Source organism: Gordonia prachuapensis (genome assembly GCF_036350515.1).
GTDB classification, from domain to species: Bacteria; Actinomycetota; Actinomycetes; order Mycobacteriales; family Mycobacteriaceae; genus Gordonia; species Gordonia prachuapensis.
Map to the genome: position 1 here is coordinate 187,223 of NZ_JAZDUE010000003.1, position 18,693 is coordinate 205,915.

Annotated in this window: 19 protein-coding genes; 9 read left to right on the forward strand and 10 right to left on the reverse strand. The window is 68.6% G+C overall.

From position 1 onward, the window contains the following. Positions 1-3: 3 nt before the first annotated feature. Positions 4-411 (reverse strand): succinate dehydrogenase, cytochrome b556 subunit, encoded by a 408-nt coding sequence (sdhC, locus tag V1Y59_RS04995; protein WP_330430506.1) that lies wholly within the window; start codon positions 409-411, stop codon positions 4-6. A 224-nt stretch (positions 412-635) separates the two neighbouring features. On the opposite strand from sdhC, the gene V1Y59_RS05000 reads away from it, so the two are divergent. The 3 genes from V1Y59_RS05000 to V1Y59_RS05010 are packed head-to-tail and all read left to right on the forward strand — an operon-like array spanning position 636 to position 3,543. After that, the gene (locus V1Y59_RS05000) at positions 636-1,037 is read left to right on the forward strand and encodes a cytidine deaminase (protein ID WP_330503732.1); all 402 of its coding nucleotides are present in this window, start codon (positions 636-638) and stop codon (positions 1,035-1,037) included. A 5-nt stretch (positions 1,038-1,042) separates the two neighbouring features. Next, a complete protein-coding gene (locus V1Y59_RS05005; protein ID WP_330503867.1) occupies positions 1,043-2,386 on the forward strand; it encodes a thymidine phosphorylase in 1,344 nt (447 codons plus the stop codon). After that, positions 2,383-3,543: an adenosine deaminase gene (locus V1Y59_RS05010; protein ID WP_330503733.1), complete on the forward strand. Its 1,161-nt coding sequence runs from the start codon at positions 2,383-2,385 to the stop codon at positions 3,541-3,543. The genes V1Y59_RS05005 and V1Y59_RS05010 overlap by 4 nt, the downstream gene beginning before the upstream one ends. 141 nt (positions 3,544-3,684) lie before the next feature. Here V1Y59_RS05010 and V1Y59_RS05015 read toward each other — a convergent pair whose 3' ends face one another. The 3 genes from V1Y59_RS05015 to V1Y59_RS05025 all read right to left on the reverse strand — a co-directional run bounded on the left by V1Y59_RS05015 (position 3,685) and on the right by V1Y59_RS05025 (position 6,320). After that, positions 3,685-4,983, reverse strand: coding sequence for a primosomal protein (locus V1Y59_RS05015; RefSeq protein ID WP_330503734.1), 1,299 nt, complete (start codon positions 4,981-4,983; stop codon positions 3,685-3,687). Between the two features lie 86 nt (positions 4,984-5,069). After that, positions 5,070-6,005, reverse strand: coding sequence for a C40 family peptidase (locus tag V1Y59_RS05020; protein WP_330503735.1), 936 nt, complete (start codon positions 6,003-6,005; stop codon positions 5,070-5,072). After that, the gene (locus tag V1Y59_RS05025; RefSeq protein WP_330503736.1) at positions 6,006-6,320 is read right to left on the reverse strand and encodes a type VII secretion target; all 315 of its coding nucleotides are present in this window, start codon (positions 6,318-6,320) and stop codon (positions 6,006-6,008) included. Positions 6,321-6,369: 49 nt separating this feature from the next. On the opposite strand from V1Y59_RS05025, the gene upp reads away from it, so the two are divergent. Continuing rightward, positions 6,370-6,993 carry a uracil phosphoribosyltransferase gene (upp, locus tag V1Y59_RS05030; protein ID WP_330503737.1) on the forward strand — a complete coding sequence of 208 codons (624 nt, stop codon included), beginning with the start codon at positions 6,370-6,372 and terminating at the stop codon, positions 6,991-6,993. 30 nt (positions 6,994-7,023) lie between these two features. On the opposite strand, the gene V1Y59_RS05035 is transcribed toward upp, so the two are convergent. Genes V1Y59_RS05035 through V1Y59_RS05045 form a run of 3 tightly spaced genes read right to left on the reverse strand, consistent with a single transcriptional unit; the run spans position 7,024 to position 10,286 of the window. Continuing rightward, complete coding sequence (locus tag V1Y59_RS05035) at positions 7,024-7,809, reverse strand: ABC transporter ATP-binding protein (RefSeq protein ID WP_330503738.1); 786 nt, start codon at positions 7,807-7,809, stop codon at positions 7,024-7,026. A gap of 52 nt (positions 7,810-7,861) precedes the next feature. Beyond that, positions 7,862-9,475 (reverse strand): phospho-sugar mutase, encoded by a 1,614-nt coding sequence (locus V1Y59_RS05040; RefSeq protein WP_330503739.1) that lies wholly within the window; start codon positions 9,473-9,475, stop codon positions 7,862-7,864. A gap of 7 nt (positions 9,476-9,482) precedes the next feature. After that, entirely contained in the window at positions 9,483-10,286 is an 804-nt protein-coding gene (locus tag V1Y59_RS05045; protein WP_330503740.1) for a purine-nucleoside phosphorylase, read from the reverse strand. Between the two features lie 36 nt (positions 10,287-10,322). Here V1Y59_RS05045 and V1Y59_RS05050 point away from each other — a divergent pair, with 36 nt between their 5' ends. Then, a complete protein-coding gene (locus V1Y59_RS05050; RefSeq protein ID WP_330503741.1) occupies positions 10,323-11,021 on the forward strand; it encodes an enoyl-CoA hydratase/isomerase family protein in 699 nt (232 codons plus the stop codon). A 10-nt stretch (positions 11,022-11,031) separates the two neighbouring features. Continuing rightward, positions 11,032-12,225, forward strand: a complete 1,194-nt coding sequence (locus tag V1Y59_RS05055) for an amidohydrolase (RefSeq protein ID WP_330503742.1) — start codon at positions 11,032-11,034, stop codon at positions 12,223-12,225. A 12-nt stretch (positions 12,226-12,237) separates the two neighbouring features. On the opposite strand, the gene V1Y59_RS05060 is transcribed toward V1Y59_RS05055, so the two are convergent. Together V1Y59_RS05060 and V1Y59_RS05065 are read right to left on the reverse strand one after the other, a co-directional pair. After that, complete coding sequence (locus V1Y59_RS05060) at positions 12,238-12,720, reverse strand: gamma-glutamylcyclotransferase (RefSeq protein WP_330503743.1); 483 nt, start codon at positions 12,718-12,720, stop codon at positions 12,238-12,240. Between the two features lie 144 nt (positions 12,721-12,864). After that, the gene (locus V1Y59_RS05065; RefSeq protein WP_330503744.1) at positions 12,865-13,233 is read right to left on the reverse strand and encodes a DUF732 domain-containing protein; all 369 of its coding nucleotides are present in this window, start codon (positions 13,231-13,233) and stop codon (positions 12,865-12,867) included. Between the two features lie 110 nt (positions 13,234-13,343). Between V1Y59_RS05065 and V1Y59_RS05070 the strand changes: the two genes are divergently transcribed. Further along, positions 13,344-14,747 (forward strand): NAD(P)H-quinone dehydrogenase, encoded by a 1,404-nt coding sequence (locus V1Y59_RS05070; RefSeq protein ID WP_330503745.1) that lies wholly within the window; start codon positions 13,344-13,346, stop codon positions 14,745-14,747. Between the two features lie 106 nt (positions 14,748-14,853). Here V1Y59_RS05070 and glpK read toward each other — a convergent pair whose 3' ends face one another. Beyond that, on the reverse strand, positions 14,854-16,362 hold the full coding sequence (gene glpK, locus V1Y59_RS05075; protein ID WP_330503746.1) for a glycerol kinase GlpK: 1,509 nt from the start codon (positions 16,360-16,362) through the stop codon (positions 14,854-14,856). A gap of 54 nt (positions 16,363-16,416) precedes the next feature. On the opposite strand from glpK, the gene V1Y59_RS05080 reads away from it, so the two are divergent. Further along, the gene (locus V1Y59_RS05080; RefSeq protein ID WP_330503747.1) at positions 16,417-18,159 is read left to right on the forward strand and encodes a glycerol-3-phosphate dehydrogenase/oxidase; all 1,743 of its coding nucleotides are present in this window, start codon (positions 16,417-16,419) and stop codon (positions 18,157-18,159) included. 92 nt (positions 18,160-18,251) lie between these two features. Then, complete coding sequence (locus tag V1Y59_RS05085; RefSeq protein WP_330503868.1) at positions 18,252-18,674, forward strand: pyridoxamine 5'-phosphate oxidase family protein; 423 nt, start codon at positions 18,252-18,254, stop codon at positions 18,672-18,674. Positions 18,675-18,693: the final 19 nt, after the last annotated feature.

Below are 18,693 nucleotides of genomic sequence, written 5' to 3' on the forward strand. Positions count from 1 at the left end.
CTCCTAGAATGCGTGGCTGATCAGGATCTGGAGCAGTCGGATCGTGGCCGCACCGAAGACGATCACGAACAGCGTGAGGATCACCCACAGCATCTGACGCTGATACTTCGGTCCCTTGGACCAGAAGTCGACGAGGATGATGCGGACGCCGTTGAGCGCGTGATACAGGACGCAGGCCACGAGGGCGATCTCCATCAGGCCGATGATCGGCGTCTTGTACGTCTCGATGATCTCGGAGTACTTGTTCGGATCGATCCGGATGACCGCCGTGTCCAGGACGTGGACGAAGAGGAAGAAGAAGATCGTCACACCGGTGATGCGGTGCAGCACCCACGACCACATGCCTGGGTCGCCTCGATAGAGGGAGCGCTTGCGCACCGGCTCTGGTGCTACCTCGGTGGGGGTGCTCATCGCGAAACTGGCCTCCAACAGCGTCGATGGATGTGCCGAGTCGGCATTCTCACGCTCGGCCGTGGACCCATGCATGAGACTCTAAACCTATGCTGAGGCCGGGCATAAATTGCCCGAACGGATCTGGGCGACAAGTGATCTCGATTTAGGGTTGCCTAACCAACGTTCGCATTGGTAAGTGACGTCACAAATTGCTCACCCGTACCGATTGTGAGGAGCGCCTGATGCCGGCCGAGGTGGACTGGAAGTTACTGCGGGACAACGCACAAGCGATGATTGGACGCGCCTACGCGCCCTATTCCGGCTTCCCGGTCGGGGCCGGGGGCCTCACAACCGAAGGCCGCGTTGTGCGGGGCTGCAATGTGGAAAATGTCTCATATGGCCTCGGTATCTGTGCCGAGGTCGCACTCGTCGCCAACCTGGTCTCCGCCGGCCGTCAGCGGCTCGTCGCGGTGTCGGTGTGCGACGCTCGCGGCGCGATCCTGATGCCGTGCGGCCGCTGCCGTCAGGTGCTGCTCGAACACGGCGGGCCCGAGGTGGTCGTCGACCACCCGGACGGCCCGCGACGGCTGGCCGAACTGTTGCCCGACGCGTTCGGGCCCGACGATCTGGAGGCCTCCCGGTGACCACCGTGGACGGAGCCGGCGGCGACGGCGCGCAGGAGGACGCGGGGATCATCGACACCATCTCGGTGATCCGCACCAAACGCGACGGCGCCGAGTTGAGCGACGCCCAGATCGACTGGGTGATCGATCGTTATGCCCGGGAGCACGCCCACGTCGCCGACGAGCAGATGTCGGCACTGCTGATGGCGATCCTGCTGCGCGGGATGAGTCGACGCGAGATCTCGCGATGGACCGAGGCGATGATCAACAGTGGCCGCCGGATGGACTTCTCCGGGCTGCGCCGGGACGGACGGCGCCTGGTCACGGTCGACAAGCACTCCACCGGCGGGGTCGGCGACAAGATCACGCTGCCGCTGGCCCCGCTCGTCGCGTCGTTCGGGGTCGCGGTTCCGCAGTTGTCGGGACGGGGTCTGGGACACACCGGCGGCACGCTGGACAAGTTGGAGGCCATCCCGGGATGGCGGGCCGAGATCGATCCGGACGACATGGTGACCCAGCTCGAGCAGGTGGGGGCGGTGATCTGTGCCGCGGGCGGCGATCTGGCACCGGCAGATCGACGTCTCTACGCACTGCGCGACGTGACCGCGACGGTGGAAGCGATCCCGCTGCTGGCGAGCTCGATCATGTCGAAGAAGATCGCCGAAGGGACCGGCGCGCTGGTACTCGACGTCAAGTTCGGAACCGGCGCGTTCCTCAAGACCGAAGCGGAAAGCCGGGAGCTCGCCGAGACGATGGTCGAACTCGGTGAGTCCGCCGGCGTGCGGTCACGTGCGTTGCTGACGGACATGAACACCCCGCTGGGGCGGACCGCGGGCAACGCCCTCGAGGTGGCCGAGTCGGTCGAGGTCCTCGCCGGCGGCGGCCCCGACGACGTCGTGGAACTGACGCTCGCCCTCGCGCGGGAGATGCTCGACGCGGCCGGCCTCGACGTCGATCCGGCGGTGAACCTGGCCAACGGGAAGGCGATGGACGTCTGGCGGGCGATGATCACGGCACAGGGCGGCGATCCCGAGGCGCCGCTGCCGCAGGCCCGCCACACCGACACCGTCGTGGCGGAGGCTTCGGGCGTCGTGACCCGCGTCGACGCGTGGGACGTCGGGATCGCCGCGTGGCGCCTCGGGGCGGGCCGGGCGGTGCCTGGGGAGAAAGTGCAGGCCGAGGCGGGCATCACCGTGCACGCCAAGCCCGGTGAGCGGGTGCGGCGCGGGGATCCACTGTTCACGATGCACACCCGGACACCGGAGCGGTTCGCCGCGGCCCGGGCGTCACTCGCCACGGCCGTCACGGTCGGTGACGCGCCGAGCGAGCGCACCCCGCTGATCGCCGGTCGCGTTACCGTCGGTGCATGACGACCGTCGACGCGACCCCGACACCCGAGCGACCGGCAGACGGCCCCGGCCGGCCCCTCGACCTGCCGAACATCTCGCTGGCACCCAAGGTGCTGTTACACGACCATCTCGACGGCGGGTTGCGCCCGCGCACGGTGCTCGAACTGGCGCACGAGGCCGGGTACTCCGACCTGCCCGCCGACGACGCCGACGATCTGGCCGCCTGGTTCCGCGACGCCGCCGACAGCGGCAGTCTCGAGCGCTATCTGGAGACGTTCACCCACACGGTCGCGGTGATGCAGACGCCCTCGGCGCTGGCCCGGGTGGCGCGGGAGTGCGTCGCCGACCTGGCCGCCGACGGCGTCGTCTACGCCGAGGTGCGGTACGCGCCGGAACAACATCTCGAGCAGGGGCTGACCCTCGACGAGGTCGTGCAAGCCGTGCTCGCCGGGTTCGCGGAAGGGGAGCAGGAGGCCGCGGCCACGGGTCGCCCGATCATCGTGCGGTGCCTGGTCACCGCGATGCGACATGCGGCCCGGTCCCGCGAGATCGCCGAGTTGGCGGTGCGGTATCGCGACGCCGGGGTCGCCGGGTTCGACATCGCGGGGGCCGAGGCCGGTCACCCGCCGACCCGTCATCTCGACGCGTTCGAGTTCATGCGGGCCAACAACGCCCACTTCACGATTCACGCGGGCGAGGCATTCGGTCTGCCCTCGATCCACGAGGCGTTGGCGTTCTGCGGCACCGACCGGCTCGGGCACGGGGTACGCGTCATCGACGACATCACCCTGCCCGACGGCGCCGACCTCACCGCGGAGACCTTCGAGGGTGCCGAGCTCGGTCAGGTCGCGAACATAGTGCGCGACAAGCGCATTCCGCTCGAACTGTGCCCGAGCTCGAACGTGCAGACGGGTGCGGTGGCATCGATGGCCGATCATCCGTTCAACGTGCTCGCGCGGCTGCGGTTCCGCGTGACCGTGAACACCGACAACCGGCTGATGAGCGACACCACGATGAGCAAGGAGTTCCTGCGGCTGTCGGCGCAATTCGGCTACGGCTGGGCCGATTTCGAACGGTTCACGGTCAATGCGATGAAGTCGGCCTTCATCCACTTCGACGAACGACTCGCACTCATCGACGACGTGATCAAACCGGGGTATGCGGTGTTGTTGGGGTGACGGTGGATCAGTGGGCGTGCGCGATCTCGATACGCTCCTCGCTGCCGCTCGTCTGCTACTCGATCAACGGAAAAGCGACTTTCCGCTGGTCGAGTAGCTGCGAGCCGCTAGGCGAGCAGCGTATCGAGACCCGGTGACCCGTCAGCCCTTCTTGACCAGCCGACGCTCGAAGTCGTGCACCAGCGCGCGCCAGGCCTCCGACTCGTTCTCGAACGGCGGGCTCGGTGCCATCCGTTTCGGGTCGGGATTGATCGCGTAGTCGACGAACCAGCCCAGCGGGGTGGTGGTGCCCAGCGCCTCGGACACCGAGTCGTCGTCGGCGTAGTCGGCGGCGTCGGTGAGCAGCTCGACCGCGAGATCGAGCTGGTTGCGGTCCATCCGGCGTGGCCCGTCGGCGATGTCATCGACGAGGCCGGGCAGCACATAGACGTTGTCGTCGATGACGTCGAACTCGAGCGAGCCGTCGGTGGCCGCGGTGCGGACCTCGTCGAAGGTGGAGACGTCGGCGAGATCGTGGTCGTCGGCGTCGGCCAGGTACCGGCCCAGCCCGCGGGCCGAGGTGAACACGAAGATCTTGCCGTCGGCGCCGAGGAACACCGGATCGTCGCCGAGGTAGCAACGCAGAGACAGGTACTCGCCGTCGGCGGTGACGATCTTGATCGGGTCGATACCCACGTTGGCCCAGAAGTCGTCGTCGTCGACTTCGTCGGATTCGTCGTCCTCGTCCTCGTCCTCGTCGGCGGTGTCGCCCTCGTCCGCCTCGGTGTCCGAGTCGTCGTCGGTGTCGTCCTCGACCAGGTCGAGATCCTCGTCCTCGGGCTCGTCCTCGTCCTCGGCCGACGCGGCCGCCTCGAGTTCGGCTGCGGCCGTCGACACGGCTGCGGCATCGACATCGGGGGTGGTGATCACGTCGTCGATGGCGTCGACGACGTCGTCCCAGTGCTTGGCGATGAGGCGCCCGATGCGCACCCACAGGTCCACACCCTCACGGCCGGTGAAGTTCTGGGTTCCGGTCGTCACCGCCCCCAGGATGGGGTTGCCGTTGAAGAACTTGGTGATGACGGTCAGTTCGCAGACCTCGCCGAGGATCCGGACGATCTCGAGGGCGTCCTCGAGTTCGGCGATGACCTCGGGGCTGGGATCCTCGGCGGCCAGTTCCGGCACACCGACGAGGTCGTAGCTGTGTCGGTCGTCCGGGACCAGTTCATCGGCCTGCAGACCTGCCATGGTCTCCCACGCGGGGTGGTCGACGAGGTCGTTGTCGTCGTCGTTGCGGACAAACGCTGCGAGTTCGGCGACGCCGGGGAAACCGTAGAGATCTTCGTCGAGGCCGAGGAAGGCCTCCCATTCGTCGTCACCCTCCCGCCACCGGGGTGCCCAGAGGGTGAAACGGTTTCCGTCGGTGAGTCCGAGCTCGATGGGGACGATGTCTCCGGCCATGAGGACACAGCGTAGCGATCGGACCTGTGAACTCGGGTGGCGCCCCCGCGACCTCTCGGTGAACGTGGATCGATCGACCCTGGTTGTCACCGCGGTCGATAGAACCCTTGGAAACCCTGACCGGCGTTCGTGGTGCGCAGCGGCGACGTCTGTACCGGATCACCGGCCTCGACGAGTTGATTGTTCCCGACGTACATCGCGACGTGCCCGTCCCAGACGGCGAGGTCGCCGGGCGCCAGATCGGACTGGCTCACCGCGAACCCGGCGGTGTCTTGATCCTGTGCGAGTCTCGGCAGCTCGACGCCCGCCTGACGGTAGGCCCACTGGGTGAAACCGCTGCAGTCGAACCCGTCCGGGGTGGTGCCACCCCAGACGTACGGCACGCCCTGTTGACTGAGAGCCGCGCGCACGGCCTTGGCGGCTCGCTCGTTGGGTGCGTGTGCCACCGAGCCGTCGGGCAAGCGGATCGCGACGCCGCCGGAATCCGATGCGGGTGACACGCCGGTCACGGTCGCGGGTGCCTCGGTGCGGGCAAGCGCCATCATCGCGTCGGTATCGGCACGCAGGTCGGCCTGGGTGCGCGCCACGATCTGCATGCCGCGATGGATGTGGTCGAGCGCCACCGGAAGGATCATCGCCACGCCCTGCGGGCTGAACAGGTTCGGTCCCATCGCGGCCGCCACCCGGTGGAAGGAATCGACCAACCCGTTGAGTTGATCGGCGGCGATCTTCACCTTGGCACCCGCGTCCTCGATCAGCGCGGCGATCGCGGCGGAGTCGTCGATCCTCGCGATGGTGGCGCGGTGGGTTCGGTCCGCGGCCCGGACCGCGGAGTCCGCCCCGGTGCCGCGCCACTGCGCGGCCACCTGTTCGGTCGCGGCGGCCGACTGTCTGCGGACACGGTCGAGTTCGTCGGCGGTGGAGCGCAGCCGGTCGGCCGGGTTGCCGGGTGGCAGGATTCCGGTGCCCAGAGCGGTGATCATGATGCGTAGCGGCGCGATGACGATGTCGACGGTCAGCATCTAGAGCCGCAGTTCGGTGTCGGCCATCGCGGCGGCATTGCGGTCGTCGGCGTCGACGTAGCGGGTGTCGGCGGCGCGTGTCGTGGAGTCCTGGCCGCGATGGCGTTGTGCGATCGCGTCGAGTGCGCGCGAACGACAGTCCAGCACATAGGCGGTCGCGGCCAGGAAGTCGGCGCCGATCACACCGAAGCTCATGGTGAGTTCACCGACCTCGCCGCGCTGGGTTGCCGACTGTGCACCGACGTCGTCGGCCGCGGCGCCCTGGCCGCGTGCGTACGCCGTGAGCGCCGCTGATTGGGTGGTTACCTCGGTCATGTAGTTCTGACGTCCCGCCGCGACGTCTGGTTCCACTTAATGTGTTGGCATGCAGGTACAGATCGTCGATCACCCGCTCGCCGCCGCGCGTCTGACCACGATGCGTGACAAGACCACCGACAACGCGGCCTTCCGCGCGGCCTTGTCGGACCTGACCCAGATGCTCGTCTACGAGGCTCTGGCCGATGCGCCGACCGCGACCGTATCCATCGACACGCCACTGGCGGCGTTCGACGGGGCGCGACTCGCGACCCCACCGCTGCTGGTGCCGGTGCTGCGCGCAGGCCTCGGCATGGTGGAACAGGCACACGCGATGGTGCCCGAAGCCCACGTCGGATTCGTCGGGGTGGCCCGCGACGAGACGACCGCCGAGCCCGTCCCGTACCTCGAGTCGCTGCCCGACGATCTGGCCGGTCTACCGGTGTTCGTCCTCGATCCGATGCTGGCGACCGGCGGTTCGATGCTGCACACCATCGAACTCCTGGTGGCACGCAACGCCACCGACATCACCGCGGTGTGCGTCGTCGCCGCGCCGGAAGGTGTCGCGGCTCTCGAACGCTCCGGGCATCCGGTCCGACTCGTGGTGGCGGCGGTCGACGAGCGGCTCGACGAGACCGCCTATATCGTGCCGGGCCTGGGTGACGCCGGCGATCGGCAGTTCGGGCCGCGCTGAGCGCCGGGAGTCGACGGACGGGTCGGTGTTTCAGGCAGCCGTCGCCGACCACCGGCCGCCGGTGCGTCGGACCACCACATCGTGGTCGAAACACGCACTGATCGCGGTCGTGGTCAGCGTCTTGTCGACGGGCCCGGCGGCCACCACCTCGCCGTCGCGTAGCAGCATCGCGTGACTCGTGCTGGCCGGCAGATCCTCGAGATGATGCGTCACGAGCACACTCGCGAGTCCGGGAACCTCCGAACGGAGCAGGTCGATCCCGCTCAGGAGTTTCTCCCGCGCCGCGAGATCGAGGCCGGTGGCGGGCTCGTCGAGCAGCAACAGCGCGGGCCGCGGCATGAGCGCCCGGGCGATCAGGGTGCGCCCACGCTCGCCCTGGCTCATCACCGGCCAGACCGAGTCACGCCGCGCGGTCATCCCCAGCAGATCGAGCAACTCGTCGGCGTGGCGGTGCTCATCGGCGGTGTAGCGATGGCGACGGTCGAGTTCGGGGGTGTTGGTGAGTCCGGTGAGCACCACCTCGTGCGCCGTGAGCGGGATGTCGATGCGCCACCGCGGGTCGACGTGACCGACGTGTGTGCGGAGTTCCCGCATGTCGACCCGTCCCAGCCGTCTGCCCAGCACGTCGATGGTGCCGGTGGTGGGGTGGCCGCGGGCGCCCAGGATCGTCATCAATGTCGATTTCCCGGCGCCGTTGGGGCCGAGCAGCGCCCAGTGCTCTCCGCCGACGACCCGCAGATTCACGTCGCGCAGAAGGGACCGGCCGCTGCGGACCACGTGGATGTCCCGGGCGTCGAGGAGCGTGTCTGCGGGCACGTGACAACGGTAGCCATCGCCCGTGCGCCGACCCAGGCGGGTCGTCGCCGCGTCAGCCGGGCAGCGCGGCGAGGACGTCGTCGGCCAGCGAATCCAGTCGTTCGGTCGTGGCCGCGACATCACCGACCCCCGGAGGGGCGACGAGTTCCAGGTAGTACTTGAGTTTCGGCTCGGTGCCCGACGGCCGCGCGATCACGCGCAGGCGGATCGCGTCCTCACCGGCGGTGCCCGACAGCATGATCGCGTCCGTTCGGAGCCCGTCGTCGCGGTCGGCGAGGTCGTCGGCGGCCACGGCAATCCCGGCGAGCGAGGTCGGCGGTGAGTCGCGCATCGTCGCCATGATCTCGGCGATACGCCCCAGGTCGGTCACCCGCACCGACCGCTGGGCGGTGACGTGCACACCGTGTTCGACGGCGAGTTCGTGGAGAGCAGCGGCCAGATCCGACCCGGCCGCGACCTGTCGGTGGGTGAGCAGAGCCGCGACGACTGCGGCGCCGATGCCGTCCTTGTCGCGGACCGCGACCGGGTCGACGCAGTGGCCGATCGCCTCCTCGTACGCATAGACCAGCGGCTCCCCGGCACGGACCAGCCATTTGAATCCGGTCAGGGTCCGGACGTGCCGGGCGCCCGCGGCATCGGCGACCGCGGCGAGCATCGAACCCGACACGATCGTGCTGGCGACCACCGGGTCGTCGACCGTGGCAGCGTCGAGGAGATACCGGCCGAGCAGGGCGCCGGTCTCGTCTCCGGTCAGCATCCGCCAGGTGCCGTGGACCCGGGCGCCGACCGCACACCGGTCGGCGTCGGGATCGAGCGCGAGCGCGACGTCGGCGTCGACGCGGTCGGCCAGCGCGAGCAGCCGATCGGCTGCACCCGGCTCCTCCGGGTTCGGGAATGCAACCGTGGGGAAATCCGGGTCGGGTGCGAACTGCTCGGCCACGACGTGGATGTCGGTGAATCCGGCCCGTTCCAGGGCGGCGACGGCCAGCGCGCCGCCGACACCGTGCATCGGCGTGAGGGCCACCCGTACCGACGACCGAACCCGGCCGAAGCGGGCGGTCAGCCGCCCGAGATAGCGGTCCGCGTTCGCCAGTGCCCGTGTGTCGGGCGAAACCGGTTGGCGGGCAACGGTGTCTGCCGGCGGCGCGGTGGCGTTGAGGTCTTCGATCTCGTGGTCCGCGGGTGGGATGAGTTGTGCTCCGCCGGCCACGTACACCTTGTATCCGTTGTCGCCGGGCGGATTGTGGGAGGCGGTGACCGCGACCGCGGCCGCTGCACCGAGGTCACGGCACGCGAAGGCGATCAGCGGCGTGGGGGTGGTGCCCGGCAGCCGAATGACGTCGAACCCCGCTGCGGCCAGGATCTCCGCGGCGGCGTCGGCGAACCGCGCCGAGCCGTGCCGCGCGTCGCGGCCGACCACGACCGCGGCGCCGCCGTACCCGCGGTCGGCGAGCCAGCGGCCGAGGGCATGTGTGGTGCGCGTGACGACCGCCACGTTCATGCCGTTCGGTCCTGCCCGGACCGGGCCGCGCAATCCTGCGGTGCCGAAGTGCAGTGTGCCGGAGAACCTTTCGTCGAGTTCGTCCGGCGTGAGGTTGGTGAGCTCCGCCCGGTCGTGCGGGTCGGGGTCGGCGGCGACCCACTCGTGCGGATCGATGGCCGTCATAGCGGCATCACAGCTCGGCGACGATCGACGCGAGCAGCTCACCCATCCGGGTGGCGGACGCGCGGCCCACCTCGAGGACCTCGGTGTGGCTGAGCGGTTCGCCGGTGATCCCCGCGGCGAGGTTGGTCACCAGCGACATACCGAGGACGTCGAGGCCGGCGGCGCGGGCGGCGATCGTCTCGTGCACGGTGGACATGCCGACCAGGTCGGCGCCGAGGGTACGCAGCATGCGGATCTCGGCGGGCGTCTCGTAATGCGGTCCGGGCAACCCGGCGTAGACGCCTTCGGCCAGCGTCGGATCGGTGCGGCGGGCGATGCCGCGCAATCGCGGTGAATACGCGTCGACGAGGTCGACGAACTGTGCCCCCGCCAGCGGCGACCGGGCGGTGAGGTTCAGGTGGTCGGCGATGAGCACGGGCTGGCCCACCGACATGTCCTCGCGGAGGCCACCGGCGGCGTTGGTGAGCACGATGGTGTGGGCGCCGGCGGCGGCCGCAGTGCGCACCGGATGCACCACCCGGGCCAGAGCGTGGCCCTCGTAGGCGTGGATACGCCCCAACAGAATCAGGACACGACGATCGCCGAGACGGACCGAGTGGACCATGCCGCCGTGCCCGGCCGCCTTCGGCGGGGTGAAGCCCGGCAGAGCCGCCATCGCCACGCTGGCGATCGGGGTGCCGAAGGCCGCGGCGGCGGGCGCCCATCCCGAACCCAGCACCACCACGACGTCGTGGGCGGCGCAGTCGGTCTCGGCGGCGATGGTCGCGGCCGCCGCGATCGCAGCGGCATCGGCGTCGGCGGTGGGGTCCATGGGCCCAACCCTAGTGCCCGGCGATAAAGTCCCTACATGCCGTTTCTCCGTTCTGCAGGCGCCGTCACCGAGCTCTACCTCGGAACCGAGGGCGTGGAACTCGACGAGTCGAATCCCGAGAACCGCTTCGGGCCGGGATGGATCGCCTCCGTCGACGACCTGCTCGACCAGGTCGCCGCGGGACCGCTGACCCCGCTCGTCATCACGGCGACGGGCAAGTTCTTCACCAACGGCCTCGACACCGACCACATCGCGAGCAGCCCGAAGGGGCTGCCCGCCTATCTCGACAGCGTGCACGCCCTGTATCGCAAGGTGCTCACCCTGCCGGTCCCCACCGTCGCCGCGATCAACGGGCACGCGTTCGGAGCGGGAGCGATGTTCGCGCTGTGTGCCGATCACCGCATCATGCGGACGGGTCGAGGCTTCTGGTCGCTACCCGAGGCGGCACTGGGCATGCCGTTCCCGCTGGGGATGAGCTCGCTGATCCGGACCCGCCTCGACGACGCGGTGGCCACCGAGGCGATGCTGACCGCCAAGCGCTACACCGCCGAAGAGGCGCTCGAGAAGCGGATCGTCGAGGAGATCGTCGACGTGGACTCGCTGCTCGAGCGTGCCCGCGCCGTGGCCGCCGAACGCGCCCCGCTGGCCGGGCCGAACCTGGCCGAGATCAAGCGCAACCTGCGCCAGCCGCTGATCGCCGACCTCGACATCGCGTATCCGCGGACGGTGTTGTGAGGCACGTCCGATGGCAGTGAGTGAACGCGAGATCCGGCCGGCCGCACCGCGCGACGTCATCGATGCGTGGTGGGCGGCGCATGGCCAGGACGTGGTGCGGTGGCGTCGTCAGATCCACGCCCACCCGGAACTGTCACGCCAGGAGGTCAACACCACCGAGCTGGTGATGTCGGAGCTGAGTGCGGCCGGTCTGGCACCGCGCCGGCTGCCGTTGGGCACGGGAGTGGTCTGCGACATCGGCGGTGACGACCGACCGCGGATCGCGTTGCGCGCGGACATGGATGCGCTACCGATCACCGAGCACACCGGACTGTCGTTCAGTTCGTCGGTGGAAGGCGTCTCCCACGCCTGCGGCCACGATGCGCACACCGCCATGCTCATCGGCGTCGCCAAGCTGCTGGCCTCGGTCGACGAGTTGCCCGTCGGTGTCCGGTTGATCTTCCAGGCGGCCGAAGAGGTCATGCCTGGCGGCGCGCTCGACGCGGTCGCGGCCGGCGTGATGGGCGGCGTCGGCCGGATCTACGCGCTGCACTGCGATCCCAAACTGCCGGTGGGCTCGGTGGGTCTGCGCTCAGGTGCGCTCACGTCGGCGGCCGACCACATCGATCTGGCACTGCATTCGCCCGGCGGTCACACGTCGCGGCCTCATCTCACCGGCGACCTCGTCTATGCGATGGGCACTGTCATCACCGGTCTCCCGGGAATTCTGTCTCGGCGCCTGGACCCACGTTCGGGCACCGTGATGGTATGGGGCGCGGCGAATGCCGGCAGCGCACCGAATGCCATCCCGCAGGACGGTCGGCTGCTGGGCACAGTCCGCACCGGTGATCATTCGACGTGGGCGGAGCTCGAACCGTTGGTGCGCAGCGTGATCGGCGAGCTGCTCGCACCGCTCGGCGTGCGCTACGACCTGTCGTACTTCCGCGGGGTTCCGCCGGTGGTCAACGACGAGCGCGCGGTGGCGACGATGCGGGCCGCGGTGGCGCAGATCGGTCCCAACGCGGTCGCCGACACGCCCCAGTCACCGGGCGGGGAGGACTTCTCCTGGTATCTCGAACACGTGCCCGGGGCGATGGGTCGCCTGGGCGTGTGGGACGGGATCGCGCCGCGCGTGGATCTGCACCAGCCGAATTTCGATCTCGACGAACGGGCACTGGAGGTCGGCGTGCGTACGCTCGCAGGCATCGCCCTGGCCGACGACTGAGGTACGCCGCCGCTACGGTTCGACCGGCCCCGGTCCCGGCCCGACGTTACGGGACTCGCGTAGCCGCAGGTCCTGCACGTAGTCGGCAGGCGCTCCGGCGATCTCCGCGGCCTCGGCCATGACCCCGAGGTAGCGCGCCGAGGGCAGTCCACCCTCGTATGCGTCGAGCACATACAACCAGGCGAGGACCGGTCCGTCCGCGGTGTCGACCCGCACCCGCAGCTTCACGTGGATGCCGAGTTCGGATCCCTCCCACCGGTCGAGGTTCTCCTCGTCCTCCGAAGTCACGTCGTAGAGGACGACGAACACCTTCGCATCGGGGTCCTCACGATCCTCGGTCACGGTCGCGAGCGAGCCCTCCCAGCCGATGTCGCCGCCCCCGAACGTCAGCCGCCACCCGTTCAGCCACCCGGTGCCTGCCATCGGCGAGTGAGGGGCCCGTTCGGCCATCTGCTCGGGATGCATGTTGGACCCGTAGGCTGCGTAGATGGGCATGTATGCCTCTGACCTGCACTTTCTCGTCTCACCGGTCGTGGCGCCAGCACATGGGGATCGCTGGGGTTCCACATTCCCGATAGATCGTATTACGCCGAGCGGTAGATCACGTCGGGCAGCGCGCGGTGTCCACCGGCCGCGGATTCAGCGCGGAGCGGTCGGCGCCGAGCTGCTCGGCCAGTGCTGCGGGCACAGGTGCCGGACGGTGATGAGGAGGACCTGGTCGATTCCGGCCGGATGGGCTGCTGGTGAACCGGCGACCACGTCGGCGATGAAGCCACGTACGCGCTCTGGTGGTGACCCGCCGTCGACCATGTCACACACCTGCCGGCCGAAGTAGATGGAGCGAGGTGGGTGGTCGATCGGGAAGCCTTGGGACGTCAGTTCGCGAACGTAGTTGGTGTCGGCCTGCACGACCTGCGGATCGGCCGCCCCGTCGGGCGCGTCATGGCTCTGGTCCCCGCAGGCGCCGAGGATCAGGACGACAAGGAAAGCGCACCCGAGGACGCGCATCCATCGAGTGTAGGTCGCGACCGTCGTCGCCGATGCGGAGTCGACCAAGTCGCTCGCGGTCGCGGGGACTAGGTTGGGAGGCGGCACGGACGCGGCGACCAGGAGGACTTGTGACCAAGATCGTGATCATCGGCGGCGGGCCGGCGGGGTACGAGGCCGCATTGGCGGCGGCGGCCTACGGCGCCGACATCACGGTGATCGACTCCGATGGGGTCGGCGGCGCGTGTGTGTTGTGGGACTGTGTGCCCTCCAAGACGTTCATCGCCTCGACCGGTGTCCGCACCGAGGTGCGGCGAGCGGTCGATCTGGGCATCAATCTGAGCACCGACGACGCGCTCGTCACGCTGCCGCAGATCCATCAGCGGGTGCGCGACCTGGCGTTCGCCCAGTCCGCCGACATCCGTTCGCGGCTGATGAGTGAGGGCGTGACGGTGGTGTCGGGTCGCGCCGAACTGGACGAGCGGCAGATCGGGGTGTCCACCCATGGGGTCATCGCGACGCTCGCCGACGGGTCGACCAAGCGTTACGAGGGTGATGTCGTGCTCGTGGCGACCGGTGCGTCACCGCGCATCCTGCCCGACGCCCAGCCCGACGGGGAGCGCATCCTCACGTGGCGTCAGCTCTACGACCTGCACGAACTGCCCGAGCACCTCGTCGTCATCGGCTCCGGTGTCACCGGAGCGGAGTTCGTGCACGCGTACACCGAGCTCGGGGTGAAGGTGACCCTGGTGTCCAGCCGCGACCGGGTCCTGCCGGGCGAGGACGAAGACGCGGCCCTCGTTCTCGAGGACGCCTTGGCCGAGCGCGGCGTCGAACTCATCAAGCATGCTCGTGCCGACAAGGTCGAGCGGCACGGCGATTCGGTGACAGCACATCTGGCGGACGGTCGTACCGTGACCGGGTCGCATGTACTGATGACGGTCGGCTCGGTGCCCAACACCGGTGAGCTGGGCCTCGATCGGGCCGGTGTCGAGGTGGATCGCGGCGGCTACATCACCGTCGACCGGGTGTCGCGGACATCGGTGCCGGGGATCTATGCCGCCGGCGACTGCACCGGGCTCCTGCCGCTCGCCTCGGTGGCGGCCATGCAGGGACGGATCGCGATGTACCACTCGCTGGGCGAGGGGGTCAGCCCGCTGAAGCTGAAAACCGTTGCCTCGGCGATCTTCACGCGTCCCGAGATCGCGACGGTCGGCGTCTCACAGAAGGCGATCGACAACGGCGACTACCCGGCCCGCACGGTGATGCTGCCGCTGGCGACCAACCCGCGCGCGAAGATGAGCGGCCTGCGGCGCGGCTTCGTGAAGATCTTCTGCCGTCCGGCCACGGGGGTCGTCATCGGCGGGGTGGTGGTGGCGCCGACCGCGTCCGAGTTGATCCTGCCGCTCGCCCTGGCCGTGCAGAACAAGCTCACCGTGTCCGACCTGGCGCAGACGTTCTCGGTGTATCCGTCGCTGACCGGCTCGATCACCGAGGCCGCGCGCCAACTGGTCCGCCACGACGACCTCGACTGAGCGGCGAGATCTCGCCCATCCGCGCACCCGGCTACCATCCGCGCACGTCGCACAGTGCGCGGATGGTGGCTGGGTGCGCGTGTGGTGCAGGGCGTTCCGGGGCAGGTCAGGCGAGGTCGAGGCTGTGTTCGACCGCGCGGTTCCAGCCCGCGTACAGGCCGTCGCGGGTGGCGGTATCCATCGCCGGCTCCCAGCGGCGGTCCTCGGCCCAGTTCTCCCGGATCTCGTCCTCGGACTCCCAGTAGCCCACCGCCAGGCCTGCGGCGTATGCGGCGCCGAGCGCGGTCGTCTCGTTGACCACGGGGCGCACCACCGGGACGTCGAGGATGTCGGCCTGGAACTGCATGAGTAGGTCGTTGACCACCATCCCGCCGTCGACCTTGAGCGTCGACAACTCGACACCCGAGTCGGCCTGCATCGCCTCGATCACCTCGCGGGTCTGGAAGGCGCTGGCCTCCAACGCCGCCCGCGCGAGATGCCCCTTGTCGACGAACCGCGTCAGCCCGACGATGACGCCGCGCGCGTCGGGCCGCCAGCGCGGGGCGAACAGCCCGGAGAAGGCCGGCACGAAATAGGCGCCACCGTTGTCGTCGACAGACGCCGCGAGCGCCTCGATGTCGGCGGCCTGGGAGATCAGCCCGAGGTTGTCACGCAGCCATTGCACGAGTGACCCGGTCACCGCGATCGAGCCCTCGAGAGCGTACCGCGGGGCCTGGTCGCCGATGCGGTAGCAGACGGTCGTCAACAGCCCGTGTTGGCTGAACACCGGCTCGGTGCCCGTGTTCAGCAGCAGGAAATTGCCTGTTCCATAAGTGTTCTTGGCCTCGCCGGGATCGAGACATGCCTGACCGAAGGTCGCGGCCTGCTGATCGCCGAGGATGCCGGCCAGCGGGACCCCGGGCAGCGACCCGTGCTCACGCAACGGGCCGTAGACCTCCGACGAACTCCTGATCTCGGGCAGCAGCGACGTCGGCACACCCATCTCGGCACAGATCTGTTCATCCCAGGCCAGGGTGCGCAGATCCATCAACATGGTGCGCGACGCATTGGTGACGTCGGTGATGTGCAGGCCGCCGTCACGCCCGCCGGTCATGTTCCACGTGGTCCACGAATCCATTGTGCCGAAACACAGTTCGCCGGCCTCGGCGCGCTCGCGGGCCCCGTCGACGTTGTCGAGCAGCCACCGGATCTTCGGGCCGGCGAAGTAGGTGGACAGCGGCAGTCCGGTGCGGTCGCGGTATCGGTCGACGCCGACGTCCCCGGCCAGTTCGGTGCACAGGTCGTTGGTACGGGTGTCCTGCCAGACGATGGCATTGTGGATCGGTTCGCCCGTCGCGCGATCCCAGATGAGAGTTGTCTCACGTTGGTTGGTGAGACCGCAGGCGGCGATGTCGCCGTACTTGAGGTCCGCCGACGCCAACGCGGCCGCCACCACCCGACGGGTGTTGCGCCAGATCTCCGATGCGTCGTGCTCCACCCAGCCGGCCTGCGGAAACACCTGTCGATGCTCGATCTGCTCGCTGCTGACCACCCGTCCGCGGCGGTCGAAGACCATCGCTCGGGTGGAGGTGGTGCCCTGGTCGACGGCGGCGACGAAAGTGTTTGCGCTACCCACGCCGCCAGTGTCGCACGCGGTGGCATCGGACGAGATCAATTACGCTGGGCAAGCATGAACACCGAGTTCAACCCGGACCGACCAGCGGATATGGGCCCGCTCTACCGTGCGGAGGCGTGGCGGCGACTGGGTGACGAACAGTTCGACATCGTGGTGATCGGCGGCGGAGTCGTCGGCGTCGGAGCAGCTCTGGACGCTGCCACCCGTGGATTGCGGGTGGCGCTGGTGGAGGCGCGCGACATCGCGTCCGGGACGTCGAGCAGGTCGTCGAAGATGTTCCACGGCGGGTTGCGCTACCTCGAGCAACTCGAGTTCGGGCTCGTGCGTGAGGCGCTGCGGGAACGCGAACTCTCGTTGCGGTTGCTGGCACCGCATCTGGTGAAGCCGCTACCGTTCCTCTATCCGCTCACCCAGCGGGTGTGGGAACGCCCGTATGTGGCCGCGGGTCTGTTCCTCTACGACCGGATGGGTGGCGCGAAATCGGTTCCCGGACAGCACCATGTCACCCGGTCCGGGGCGTTACGGGTCGCGCCGGCGCTCAAACGCAACTCGCTCATCGGTGGCATCCGCTATCACGACACGGTTGTCGACGATGCCCGGCACAGTCTCACCGTCGCCCGGACCGCGGCGAACTACGGCGCGGTGATCCGCACCTCCACCCAGGTGACCGGCTTCTTGCGCGAGTCCGACCGTGTTCTCGGTGTGCGCGTGCGCGATTCGGAGAACGGTGAGACCACCGAGATCCGCGGACACTGCGTGATCAACGCGGCAGGAGTGTGGACCGACGAGGTCCAGGCACTGTCAAAGCAACGGGGACACTTCAGGGTCCGCGCCTCGAAAGGGGTGCACATCGTGGTGCCGCGGGACCGCATCGTCAGCGAGACGGCGATCATCCTGCGTACCGCGGCCTCCGTGCTGTTCGTGATCCCGTGGGAGACCCACTGGATCATCGGGACCACCGACACCGACTGGAATCTCGACCTCGCACATCCGGCGGCGACCCGCGCCGACATCGACTACATCCTCGACAAGGTGAACGAGGTGCTGGTCACCAAACTCACGCACGACGACATCGAAGGTGTCTACGCCGGGTTGCGGCCGCTGTTGGCCGGGGAGGACGACGAGACGTCGAAGCTGTCGCGCGAGCACGCGGTGGCGACGGTGGCACCGGGGCTGGTCTCCATCGCCGGCGGGAAGTACACCACCTATCGGGTGATGGCCGCAGACGCGGTCGACGCCTGCACCGACTTCATCCCGACCCGCGTCGCACCGTCCATCACCGAGCGGGTTCCCCTTCTCGGCGCGGACGGCTACTTCGCGCTCATCAACCAGTGCGAGCACCTCGGCCACCGATTCGGATTGCACCCCTACCGGATTCGTCGCCTGCTGAACCGGTATGGCTCCCTGATCGACGATGTGCTCTACTACGCCGACGACGACCCGTCGCTGCTGCGACCGTTGGCGGCGGCGCCGCAGTACCTGCGAGTCGAGGTGGTCTACGCCGCAATCGACGAGGCGGCACTGCATCTCGAAGACGTACTCGCCCGTCGTACCCGGATCGCGATCGAATATCCGCACCGCGGTGTGGATTGCGCGCAGGAGGTCGCCGAACTGCTGGCGCCGATCCTCGGATGGTCCGATGCACATACCGCTTTCGAGGTCGCGACCTACGTCGCCCGGGTCGAGGCAGAAGTCGCCTCGCAGCGGCAACCCGACGACGACTCGGCCGACGCACTACGTGCCGCCGCGCCCGAGGCGAGGCCGGAGATCTTGGAACCCGTACCGGTTCCGGAGTGAATCGGCGGTTCGCGACGGCGGATTCGGGACCTTGGACCCTGGTGTGCACCGTGTCGTCGGGCAGACAATAGTACATGGCAGAAGGGCAGAACATGGTCGACAATGCGGTACAGGAACTCGCCATCGACGAGGCCTGGAAGCTTCTCGGTGACGTCGAGCTCGGGCGAATCGCCCTGAGCGTCAACGGTCAGCCGGATATCTTCCCGGTCAACTTCTATGCGGGTGAGGGACGGATTCTCTTCCGCACCGGAGAGGGCACGAAGCTCTCCGAGATCGTGGTCAACGAGAACGTCGCCTTCGAGGCCGACGCGCACACCGATGCGGGTGGCTGGAGCGTGGTCGCGAAAGGCACTGCACGCGTACTGGTGTCGACACGAGACGTCGCCGCTGCCGACGAGTTGCCGCTTCGTCCATGGATTCCCACGATGAAGTACAACTACGTCGAGATCTCGGTCACCGAGATCACCGGCCGACGGTTTCTGTTCGGCCCTGAGCCGGAACGGTACCCGGTCTGATTCGGGGGCGGGTATCGCC

Coding starts and splice junctions, on each gene's coding strand:
- sdhC (WP_330430506.1), bottom strand. CDS start 411: ATGAGCACCCCCACCGAGGTAGCACCAGAGCCGGTGCGCAAGCGCTCC.
- V1Y59_RS05000 (WP_330503732.1), top strand. CDS start 636: ATGCCGGCCGAGGTGGACTGGAAGTTACTGCGGGACAACGCACAAGCG.
- V1Y59_RS05010 (WP_330503733.1), top strand. CDS start 2,383: ATGACGACCGTCGACGCGACCCCGACACCCGAGCGACCGGCAGACGGC.
- V1Y59_RS05015 (WP_330503734.1), bottom strand. CDS start 4,983: ATGGCCGGAGACATCGTCCCCATCGAGCTCGGACTCACCGACGGAAAC.
- V1Y59_RS05020 (WP_330503735.1), bottom strand. CDS start 6,005: ATGCTGACCGTCGACATCGTCATCGCGCCGCTACGCATCATGATCACC.
- V1Y59_RS05025 (WP_330503736.1), bottom strand. CDS start 6,320: ATGACCGAGGTAACCACCCAATCAGCGGCGCTCACGGCGTACGCACGC.
- upp (WP_330503737.1), top strand. CDS start 6,370: ATGCAGGTACAGATCGTCGATCACCCGCTCGCCGCCGCGCGTCTGACC.
- V1Y59_RS05040 (WP_330503739.1), bottom strand. CDS start 9,475: ATGACGGCCATCGATCCGCACGAGTGGGTCGCCGCCGACCCCGACCCG.
- V1Y59_RS05045 (WP_330503740.1), bottom strand. CDS start 10,286: ATGGACCCCACCGCCGACGCCGATGCCGCTGCGATCGCGGCGGCCGCG.
- V1Y59_RS05050 (WP_330503741.1), top strand. CDS start 10,323: ATGCCGTTTCTCCGTTCTGCAGGCGCCGTCACCGAGCTCTACCTCGGA.
- V1Y59_RS05055 (WP_330503742.1), top strand. CDS start 11,032: ATGGCAGTGAGTGAACGCGAGATCCGGCCGGCCGCACCGCGCGACGTC.
- V1Y59_RS05060 (WP_330503743.1), bottom strand. CDS start 12,720: ATGCCCATCTACGCAGCCTACGGGTCCAACATGCATCCCGAGCAGATG.
- V1Y59_RS05065 (WP_330503744.1), bottom strand. CDS start 13,233: ATGCGCGTCCTCGGGTGCGCTTTCCTTGTCGTCCTGATCCTCGGCGCC.
- V1Y59_RS05080 (WP_330503747.1), top strand. CDS start 16,417: ATGAACACCGAGTTCAACCCGGACCGACCAGCGGATATGGGCCCGCTC.
- V1Y59_RS05085 (WP_330503868.1), top strand. CDS start 18,252: ATGGTCGACAATGCGGTACAGGAACTCGCCATCGACGAGGCCTGGAAG.